Raw genomic sequence first — 8,084 nt, forward strand, 5'->3', positions numbered from 1 at the left:
AGGCGCTACTAAATTTAGGCAGATTGTTTCGGCTTAATACGTAAGATTTTAATACCGAGATACGCATATATAACAGCTAAAACGGGATTAATTAAGTTAAAGAAAGCGTAAAGTGCGTAATCGAAAGGGTTTATTAAAAGTACACTTTGCATGTAAGCACCACACGTATTCCAAGGAATAAGTGGACTGGTAATCGTACCGCCATCTTCTAAGGTGCGAGATAAATTAACCGGCTTTAAACCGCGCTTTTCATATTCATCTTTAAACATACGTCCAGGAACCACAATAGCAATATATTGATCGGCTGCAATGAGGTTAGTACCAATACACGTTGCAATAGTTGAGGCAATTAAAGAGCCTGTACTTTTCGCTATTTTTAAAATACTTTTTACGAAAATGTCTAACAAGCCTGTTTTTTCCATAATAGCGCCAAACATAAGCGCAGTCATAATTAACCACGTCGTTGTTAACATTCCCGCCATACCACCACCGCTAAGTAGTGAGTCCATTTTGTCATCACCGGTATCGATGCTAAAACCGTCAAAAAATGTCGTCCATACTAATTTGAAATACCCAACCACTTCGCCTTGAGAAGTATCAATTTGAGAACCAATTAAGTCAGACTGAAATAGCATAGCCCAAACAGCACCAACCACAGCACCAATAGAAATAGCAGGAAAAGCAGGCATTTTTTTAATTGCTAGCACTAAAAGCACAATTAAAGGAATGAGCATCTCAAAACCAATATTGAAGTTTTGCTCCAAAATTAGCGTAATTTCGTCTAAACGCCCAGCCTCATTAGAAGCCGTTGCGTTAAAGCCCATAAATATAAATATAATAAGCGCAATCACAAAGCTTGGAACTGTTGTCCATAGCATATGCTGAATATGTTCAAATAAGTCAGAGCCAACCACTGCGGGCGCTAAGTTAGTTGTTTCAGAGAGTGGGCTTAGTTTGTCACCAAAATACGCACCAGATATAACAGCACCAGCTGTAACTGTCTGATCTAAACCAAGACCCGTAGCAACACCTAATAAAGCAACACCAATTGTAGCTGCAGTGGTCCACGAGCTACCAATGCTCATAGCCACAATGCCACAAATTAAACAACTTGCTGCATAAAACCAACTAGGGTTAATTACTTGCAGGCCATAATATATTAGCGTTGGTACTGTGCCCGATAACAACCAAGTACCTATCAAAGCACCTACCATTAATAAGATGAGTATAGCGCCAAGAGAAAGTGTTATCCCCTCTATCATAGCTTGCTCAAGCTTTTTCCACGTGTAGCCGTTTTTTAGGCCAATTAGAGCAGCTGCGAAGGTTGCAAATAAAAGTGCAATTTGGTTTGGTCCAGATGACGAGTTGTCACCAAATAAGTAAACCGCAGCCCCTAACAAACAAATTAAAACTGAAATAGGAATTAATGCATCAAGAAATGAGGCGGGGTTTACTGGTTTATCATCCAATGGGTTCAAAGTTGAGACTCCTACACACATACAGCGTGTTTAATTATTATTTTTAGCACTTAGTGCGTATTAACTGAGCATTTCTAAGCCGGCTCAATTTTTAATAGTTAGAGATTATAACAATTTAGGCTGTGATAGGTAGCAAAAAAGGCGCACGAGCGCCTTTTTTGTAGTGGTAAAACCAGTTTTTACTTTTTGGCGATGCGACCAAAGTTAATGTAGTCCTGAGTAATTAAGGCTGCTTCTTCAAGGAACGGGTCAAGCTCATCAATTACATCTGGTACATCATCTAGGTTTTCAACCGGATCTTTACCTAATCGTTTCAAGCGCTCATTTGTACGAACTAATGCACGCGCTTCACCTTCTTCTTTTTCTTTAATACGCGTGGCTTCAACTAAAGAAATCGTTTTACGATCTTTTTCTTCGTTGTACAACGCTATATCATCAAACACGTAGCCGAACTCAGGTTCAGATTTAATACGATCTTTATGCTGCTTTTCTAAGTAAGGAATAACTGGAGTTAAATTTCCTAACTTTTTATATTTTGCTTTAACAATGCTATCCCAAGGAAGTGCATTATCTTGTTTACTTTCACCCCACTCGGCAGGATCTATAGCCGATGGAAATGAAATGTCAGGAATAACACCTTTGTGCTGAGTACTGCCGCCATTAATACGGTAAAATTTAGCAATGGTGTATTGCACGCTACCTAATGGGTTGTCGTAAAGATCATACGCTCTTGCAAGACCTTTATGTTGCTGCACGGTGCCTTTACCAAATGTTTGTTCGCCAATAATAACAGCGCGACCATAATCTTGCATTGCAGCGGCAAAAATCTCAGATGCAGACGCACTGTAACGATCAACTAAAACCGTTAATGGCCCGTCGTAATAAGTAACGCCATCACGATCTCTTTGCTCTTCAATTCGGTTATTTAGAGTATGTATTTGTACAACAGGACCTTGATCGAAAAACAAGCCAGAAAGCTGGGTCGCTTCGTATAACGAACCACCACCATTTTGACGTAAGTCGATGATAATACCGTCTACTTTAGCCTCTTTTAATTTAGCTAACTCAACTTTTACGTCTTTAGACAAATTGTTGTAGAAACCTGGGATTTCAATAACCCCAATTTTGCTTGATAAATCAGAATATTTAGCTTCAAACACTTCTGACTTTGCGGCTCTGTCTTCAAGGCGGATTTTGTCACGAGTAATTTCGACCACTTTAGGTGTGCCGTGAGCATCTGCACCTTTCAAATATTGTAAACGTACTTTCGTGCCTTTAGGGCCTTTTATTAAATCTACAACATCGTCTAAACGCCAGCCAATCACATCGGTAAAATCTTCACCGTCTTGTGCTACGCCAATAATACGGTCATCTGCTTTAATTTGTTCGGTTTTGTCTGCAGGACCACCTGGTACAAGACTACGAATTACGGTGTAATCTTCGTCAGGAGTTAGTACAGCACCAATGCCTTCAAGTTCTAGGTCCATATCCATTTTAAATTGTTCAGCACGTCTTGGTGATAAGTAAGACGTATGCGCCTCAATAGTGCGAGCTAAAGAATTTAAAACAATTTGAAATGCATCTTCTGAGTTAGATTGAACTAGACGCTTTTCAGCGTTTTTGTATCGCTTGGTAAGAACCTCTTTGATTCCTTCCCAATCTTTACCAGTCATTTTTAATCGCAGTGCATCGTACTTAACACGCTCTCGCCAGATCTCGTCTAGCTCTGCTTGCGATGTTGGCCACGTTGCATCTTCACGATCAAAAAAGTATTCATCTTGTTTTTCGAACGTCATTTCATTTTCTAATAAAGAAAGTGAATATTCGTAACGTTCAAAACGGCGCTTTAGGCTTAAATTGAAAATATCAAACGTAAAGCCTAGCTTGCCGGTAGTTAAAGCGTTGTCAAAGCTATCGCGATATTGCTCAAAGGATGCAATATCACTGGCTAAAAAAACGCTTTTATTAAAATCAAGGGATTCGATGTAACGATCGTACACTTTACTAGAAAGTTCATCGTTAAATCGAACCGGGATATAGTGTGAACGAGTAAATAAGCTTGCCACGCGCTTACTGGCAGTGCCATGTTGACTTTCTTGCTTGAGTAGAGGTAAATCATCAATGGTGACAGGCTCTACAGCAGCAAATAATGAACCTGAAAACAGGGCTGCAACTACCGGAATGAGCGTAAACTTTTTACTCATACAAACTCCTTAATTTATGTACAACTTAAACAGTGTATAAGCTGTCTGCTTTGGTTTTAACTTGCATACCAGTCACTAATTCAACATGAACGTCGTCTTTATTTACTTCAGTGATTACTGCATTTACAAGTGCTTGGCCTAGTTTAACTTTAACCTTGTTATTAACCTTGACCTCTGTTGCTGGTAAAGGTTCAATTTTACCTGAACGTTTAGCGGGTGCAGATTTAGTTGCTTTGCTAGCTGACGCATTTTTATCAGCGCCCTTGTTTGCATGTGCAGGCTTCTTCTTAAAGTTTTTAGAATCTGAGTCTTGACGTGGACGCTGTTGTTTCTTGCGCTTCGCCATTTTTGCACGGCTTTCTTCTAGTGCTTTTTGAGCATGATCAATGTGCTCTTGCTCAACTTTTTCACCTTCATTGCCATCAAGGTCAATACGAAACTCCGACTTTGTCACAGCTTCTAAATAACGCCAGTTAGACGTGTATTTTCTTAGTGCTTGACGAACTTGAGTCTTGCTTACTTTTTCAGACCCTTCAATACGCTCAGCAATATCTTTAAAAATACCGACTTTAAGCGGTTTGATACCGTCTTTTTGTTTAAAACATTGTGGAAATTCTTGGTACAAGAACTCCAATACTTCATTAATATCTTTTAGCTTGTTTGTGGTTTCCATTTTAGAACCTATTTTTCACATCTTTTCATCAAGGGACGAATCAACATAGTGTATTACCCAGTCGACCAGTTCTTCGAAATCGGCTTCTAGTACAGCCATATCACCTCGAAGGTGTTCCCAAATACCATTTATTATTTCATCGATTGATTCACAATCTAAATCATCTGGGAGTTTGTCCCAAGCAATGTGAATCAAATCATTGAGCGTTTCCGCTACATGTTCTTCTTCGCCTTCCCAGTCGCCTACATCTTGTATAGCAAATAGGTAGTCTTGAACATTTAGCAAATCTTTCATTACAAGCTAGCCTCAAAGCATTTAACCAATGCTTCTAATCCCGCTTTGTCATCAGTGTCAAATCTAGAAATACTAGGACTATCAATATCTAGCACTGCAAATATTTTACCATGTTTCATGATAGGTACAACAATCTCAGAGTTCGATGCTGCATCACAGGCAATATGCCCATCGAAGGCATGAACATCTTCAATTAGTTGTGTTTGCAACGTAGCTGCAGCCGTTCCACATACACCCTTTCCAACTGGAATACGGATACATGCTGGGTTACCCTGAAATGGGCCTAGCACTAATTCTGACGGCGAATCAATAAAGTAAAAGCCCGCCCAATTTACATCATCTAATGAGGTAAATAACAGCGCGCTTATATTTGCCATATTAGCAATTACATTCGACTCGCCGGTAATCAGCGATTCAGTTTGTTTAACTAATGACTGGTAAAAATCGTGCTTTTGCATACCAAACTACTTCTTATTAAACATACAGTAGCTAAAGGTACTCTTTGTGATGAAAAATTGGAACCTTTTGCAGGTAAAAAAAAGGAATTTCCGTAGTTTAAAAGCGTCCTTGGTTAATAAAGACGCGATTATGATTTTGAAGTTTTACGAAGACCAAATAAAAACAGCCCTGCCGCTATTGCTGACATAACACTATTTATTAAAAATATTTCGCCTGTGGAGGCACTTAAAAGAAAGCTAAAAATAGCACCACCAAGTAAACCAAGCGTTAAAACACCGGAATAGTTTACTTTTGAATATTTAAACATTAATAAATAGCCTGGGACAACAAATGCAGCCATTGTTAAGCCAACAATATGCGCATTAGATATGGCTGTCATCAATAATGAAAAAAATATAGAGACAAATTCACCTTGTAGCGTTATTGAATAATAAATACCTAATAGGCTACCCACAATCACAGGAGAAAGTAATGAAAGCGCAACGCTTTTTGCTAATTGGTGTTTCATTTAATAGTCCTTAACAACACACTTAAACTCTATTTATAAGCATGCACCAAGAACCCAAAGTTAGAAACAGAGACTATGGTCGTAAATTACGAACAAAAATAAACCACATTACGCCATCAACTCATCACTTTTTATAAGCGTAAAGTTTTAAGCTCAAAACAGCTCAGTTGTCATAACTGAGCTATTTGGCTTGAGAGTTCAAAACGACGAGAAGTTACAATTTCTTCTAGCACCGCCAACCTTTCGTTTAAGACTTTTGATTGTTTTTCTAATGCTACGATCTTTGAAGCATCAATAGCACTTTGCAATTTTGCTTGTGTCTCAACCTTTGAGGTTTTATAACTGAAGTAGCGCTTAAGGGCTGCCAATAACAGAACGGGTGAGCTAAATACAATAATAACCATAAATAATTCGAACATAATAACTCCTGCATTTAATATTAATTTACTGCACACGCAGCTGAATGAGCTCGGGTTTGAAGCAATTTAGATAAAACTACTTCGCGTGGTTTACCTTTTCGAATTAGCATCTCTACATACACAATACTTAATACAATTGCTGTTGCCTTAAATAGATTACCTTGTAAATCCCCTGCTGCCCCACCTGACATCCCAAAGATCCCGTAAGCCGCATTCATAAAAATATGCATCCACATTGGGAACCAAATACGGTATCCACATTCGCAATACAGCCACGCAAACCAAGTCCCTGCAATCGTTGTTACCGTAACTGCCATCACTGCAGATAAAGGGTCATTGCCTTGATAAATGTGCCCCATACCAAATATCACAGAACTAACTAACGCTGCAGGTATAAAGCCCCAACGGCAGTATTTAAATAGCACACCAAATAATGCAGCTCTAAAGATGACTTCTTCAAAAAAACCGGCATAAACCGAACCCGTAATGATCGCTGATATCGAAAGATGAAGTTCACTACTTAAAAATGCATACCCTAGAGTCATAGGAATACAACAGAGCAACGCTGCAAGTGTATAATTAATGAATCCATCAAAGCTAAGTCCTATTGACTCAAACAACCTCTCTTGTTTAAACAAAACAATGGCAGCAGCAACTAACGGACCATATAAAAAGGTAAATTTAGCGGGAATGAATAAAATATCAGTTTGGTTATCAATATTAGATAACCAGCTAGACCAACCATCTCCCCAAAAATGCCTCATTACGTAGTGACAAAATATAAATATAGTAATTATTAGAAACGCATGCATAGCGTGTTTCATACCTCTTTTCCTCGTTAAGTTGTTAAATTCAACTTAATCCTGGCAATAGCATAAGCACAAAGCGACTCATTAGGGCTTAGCTGCAATTTAAGGTATAAAACTCACTGTTTTGGGGTGGTTAACATGTTTTTGGGGCTAACAACAAAGCGTCTTTTATTGTTTTAACGTAGGTGCGAGACACTGGTATTGTAACATTTGATTCATTAAGTGATAACTGTAACCCACCTGCGTTACCACTATAATGCTTAACGCTTTGTAAGTTGATCGCATAAGAACGGTGGCATTTTATAACAGATGTATTGTGAGGTAGTTGTCTTAACAATCCTGTAAGTGATGTTCGTAATAAACTCTGAACTATTTTATCACCATCAAAAATGGTGATTTCACAGTAATTATCAGCAGATTTAATAAATAAGATGTGATGGTGAGCAACTTTAACCTCATCATTTTTATTTTCGCCTTTAAGTGAGATTGTCTCTAACGCAGTTTCTTCTAACCGCGTTTGATTTTCGTCAGCTGCGCTTGAGGGTATTAAATTTTTTACGTGCCGGTTTACCAGAAGTAAAAATATAAGGGGAAATACACCAATACAAAATATATATCCCACGAAGAGTAATTGATTTTGCCAGTGCCAAGACCCCAGCACTGCAACCACAAAATACCCGTGATTAAATAATGCTGTTATCAGTAAATATGTAAAAGGAATAATAGTTAAATGTTTTAACTTATCATTAAAGTTTATTTTGAGTAATGCGATTTCAATTGCACCCGATAGGAGCAAAGCACAAAAGGTGACTAACCCATATCCAGATAGCCGGAGTAACTTATAGGGTTCGCTATCGTTTGAAGTACCAAACGGTTGAAAAATAAAAAGTACAAAAAGTGTTATAAACGAGAACATAACAGCACGATATATAACTAACTTCCTTGATTCTAAGTCATCTTTTAGCCACAACATCCTATTTTATATACCTTTAGTTTTGAGATATTTAAAAGTAACACACATTAATATGCGCATTCTATTGCATTTAAACTCTTTTTATAGTGATTTTTAATCGGCAAGAAAGTCAAACATGAAGCTAAATAAACATTGTTTCGTGATGTAAAATATACATATTAGCGTTCAATGAACTTTAGATATGACTCGTGGATAAAAAGCGGGTCATAATTAAGTGAAGAATTTTGTTTCCAATACAAAAAGCCCGCTGTTTAGCGGGCTTTAATG

At 38.0% G+C, this 8,084-nt stretch carries 9 protein-coding genes; all 9 read right to left on the bottom strand.

Translation table 11 applies throughout. The annotated features are described in order from the left end of the window. Nucleotides 1-14 precede the first annotated feature (14 nt). Nucleotides 15-1,478: a Na+/H+ antiporter NhaC gene (nhaC, locus tag MTF67_RS14195; protein WP_248519895.1), complete on the bottom strand. Its 1,464-nt coding sequence runs from the start codon at nucleotides 1,476-1,478 to the stop codon at nucleotides 15-17. Nucleotides 1,479-1,657: 179 nt separating this feature from the next. After that, entirely contained in the window at nucleotides 1,658-3,682 is a 2,025-nt protein-coding gene (prc, locus tag MTF67_RS14200; protein WP_006792820.1) for a carboxy terminal-processing peptidase, read from the bottom strand. Between the two features lie 25 nt (nucleotides 3,683-3,707). Beyond that, entirely contained in the window at nucleotides 3,708-4,355 is a 648-nt protein-coding gene (proQ, locus tag MTF67_RS14205; RefSeq protein WP_006792821.1) for an RNA chaperone ProQ, read from the bottom strand. A gap of 15 nt (nucleotides 4,356-4,370) precedes the next feature. Continuing rightward, a complete protein-coding gene (locus tag MTF67_RS14210; protein ID WP_006792822.1) occupies nucleotides 4,371-4,649 on the bottom strand; it encodes a hypothetical protein in 279 nt (92 codons plus the stop codon). Then, a complete protein-coding gene (locus MTF67_RS14215; protein WP_248519896.1) occupies nucleotides 4,649-5,107 on the bottom strand; it encodes a GAF domain-containing protein in 459 nt (152 codons plus the stop codon). Before MTF67_RS14215 ends, MTF67_RS14210 begins: the two co-directional genes overlap by 1 nt. Before the next feature lie 128 nt (nucleotides 5,108-5,235). Next, the gene (locus MTF67_RS14220) at nucleotides 5,236-5,616 is read right to left on the bottom strand and encodes a hypothetical protein (RefSeq protein WP_008127308.1); all 381 of its coding nucleotides are present in this window, start codon (nucleotides 5,614-5,616) and stop codon (nucleotides 5,236-5,238) included. 170 nt (nucleotides 5,617-5,786) lie between these two features. Next, the gene (locus tag MTF67_RS14225) at nucleotides 5,787-6,035 is read right to left on the bottom strand and encodes a hypothetical protein (protein WP_006792825.1); all 249 of its coding nucleotides are present in this window, start codon (nucleotides 6,033-6,035) and stop codon (nucleotides 5,787-5,789) included. A 20-nt stretch (nucleotides 6,036-6,055) separates the two neighbouring features. Further along, nucleotides 6,056-6,859, bottom strand: a complete 804-nt coding sequence (locus MTF67_RS14230) for a CPBP family intramembrane glutamic endopeptidase (protein WP_008127304.1) — start codon at nucleotides 6,857-6,859, stop codon at nucleotides 6,056-6,058. Between the two features lie 118 nt (nucleotides 6,860-6,977). Continuing rightward, entirely contained in the window at nucleotides 6,978-7,817 is an 840-nt protein-coding gene (locus MTF67_RS14235; RefSeq protein ID WP_006792827.1) for a LytTR family transcriptional regulator DNA-binding domain-containing protein, read from the bottom strand. Nucleotides 7,818-8,084 lie beyond the last annotated feature (267 nt).

Source organism: Pseudoalteromonas sp. 2CM32C (assembly GCF_023161925.1).
Taxonomy (GTDB): domain Bacteria; phylum Pseudomonadota; class Gammaproteobacteria; order Enterobacterales; family Alteromonadaceae; genus Pseudoalteromonas; species Pseudoalteromonas marina.